Source organism: Vibrio penaeicida (genome assembly GCF_030689305.1).
GTDB lineage: Bacteria > Pseudomonadota > Gammaproteobacteria > Enterobacterales > Vibrionaceae > Vibrio > Vibrio penaeicida_B.
The window spans coordinates 1-1,769 of the sequence record NZ_JAUYVM010000052.1 but is presented as its reverse complement, the minus strand read 5'-3'; the positions used below and the strand labels follow the sequence as shown (position 1 = coordinate 1,769).

Here is a 1,769-nt window from a genome sequence, read left to right as displayed (position 1 = left end):
ATAGAAAGCTTTAGTTGCCGCTAAAGCCTGGGTCTCACATTACCCGAATTTAGGGAAGATTATCCATACAAACGCTTCAAGCCGACCGCCAACGCGTAGCATTTTTGGTTTGCAGTAGTAATTGTGTTTAAGGCGCAATGCGGTAGCAGTTGTATTGCGTTGGCAGCGACTTAAGCGGGCGTTATAAGCTTTGCGGATACTTTTCAACTATTCGAGTGACTTCAAATGTAGTGGTTACTTAAAATCTTTAAATGCTATAAGTTGCATATTTGTTTTTTTAAAGGAAAATCAATATGCCAAAGATCTATGAGTATTTAGGAATTGTTTTATTCTTCTACAGCAACGAGCACGAACCTATCCATATACATGGAAAGCATCAAGGTAAAGAATCAAAAGCAGAAATACACCTCAAAAACGGACGTATCACCAAAATTGTAATTAAAGATAAAGGGGTCGGACTAGACTCAAAGAAAAAGAAAGAATTTCAGGAGTTTGTCGAAGTTTATGCTAGTGACATTGTTGATAAATGGGTAGACTACTTTGTAAAGAAAAAGCATGTCAGCCCTATTAGTATTACGAAAAAGGTGAAAAATGTCAGAGCTATTAATTCTTAAAGCTAAACACCTAACAAGTCATATTCTTGAGTTGGAATTTAGTGATGGTCACAAGAGTACCGTCGACTTTTCGTCCTTTATTTTTAGCAATGGTCACCCTGACTACGATCAGTACAAGTCAATTGATAAATTCCTATCTTTTGAGATCTTAGATGGGAACCTTAATTGGGACGACTACACGATGATTTTTCCAGTCATGGATTTATATCACAATAAAATCTAGGGCTGCGGAAGGAAAGCTTATAACAAACGCTTCAAGCCGACCGCCAACGCGTGGCATTTTTGGTTTGCAGTAATAATTGTGTTTAAGGCGCAATGCGGTAGCCGTTGTATTGCGTTGGCAGCGGCTTAAGCTGGCGTTAGGGCTCAGTATTAACTTGGTCGAAAGTAATATGATTAATGATAAGTATAGATGTAATCAGAATTGGTCGGAATGGCCTCGATGTGTCACCAATATAAATGACATTGAGTTAGATTGGCGTTGGGTTTCATTTTATCGTGAAGGGAAATCACACAAAGGAATCAGTTCATTTTCACAGCAAATTACACGTTTGTCAGCCAAGCAGGTAAACGGTGAATTCCTTAGTGAAATAGCAGAACTGCAAAACTTAGAATATTTGGAAATTGAGAGGCTATCGTCAGACACGCTACTTCCATTGATTAATTTGAATAAGTTGGAAACGCTTAAAATTTCAGAAGTCAGCAAGGCTGAAGATTTTGAGGTTTTAGCAAGCCTACCTAATTTGCGCTATCTATTTATAGAGGGCGCGAAAAGACTAAATAATTTAGAATGTCTATCGGGTTTTACAGAGCTCATAAGTTTAGGTGTTGAAGGGACGATGTATACAAATCAAAAGGTCTTATCTTTGCAGCCAATCAGTACATTGCCAAATTTAGAAGCATTGTTTTTAACGTCAGTGAGCCTAACGGATAAATCAATACTGTGCTTAGCAGATTTACCTAAGATACGTGTATTATTTTGCGCTAGGTTTACAACGAAAGAGCACTTCTCTTCTTTAAAGAGCAAAAAGCCAAACCTTAAATGTCGTTGGTTTGAGACTTACGAAATTTAGCCCATACAAGAGACTATGGAGTCAATAGCTAATTTTTGACGCTATCTTTATCCCACATTACACCGTCTCTTAGCATTGAATT

3 protein-coding genes are annotated in these 1,769 nt (G+C 37.7%); all 3 read left to right on the top strand.

Translation table 11 applies throughout. The annotated features are described in order from the left end of the window. Positions 1-293: 293 nt before the first annotated feature. The 3 genes from Q8W40_RS27900 (at position 294) to Q8W40_RS27890 (ending at position 1,687) form a co-directional block, all read left to right on the top strand. On the top strand, positions 294-614 hold the full coding sequence (locus Q8W40_RS27900) for a DUF4160 domain-containing protein (RefSeq protein WP_305402091.1): 321 nt from the start codon (positions 294-296) through the stop codon (positions 612-614). Further along, on the top strand, positions 592-837 hold the full coding sequence (locus Q8W40_RS27895) for a DUF2442 domain-containing protein (RefSeq protein WP_305402090.1): 246 nt from the start codon (positions 592-594) through the stop codon (positions 835-837). The genes Q8W40_RS27900 and Q8W40_RS27895 overlap by 23 nt, the downstream gene beginning before the upstream one ends. 169 nt (positions 838-1,006) lie before the next feature. Next, on the top strand, positions 1,007-1,687 hold the full coding sequence (locus Q8W40_RS27890; protein ID WP_305402089.1) for a hypothetical protein: 681 nt from the start codon (positions 1,007-1,009) through the stop codon (positions 1,685-1,687). The last annotated feature ends 82 nt before the right edge of the window (positions 1,688-1,769 follow it).

What these genes read in the sequence shown, in the direction of transcription:
- Q8W40_RS27900 (WP_305402091.1), top strand. Translation starts at nt 294, where the DNA reads ATGCCAAAGATCTATGAGTATTTAGGAATTGTTTTATTCTTCTACAGC.
- Q8W40_RS27895 (WP_305402090.1), top strand. Translation starts at nt 592, where the DNA reads ATGTCAGAGCTATTAATTCTTAAAGCTAAACACCTAACAAGTCATATT.
- Q8W40_RS27890 (WP_305402089.1), top strand. Translation starts at nt 1,007, where the DNA reads ATGATTAATGATAAGTATAGATGTAATCAGAATTGGTCGGAATGGCCT.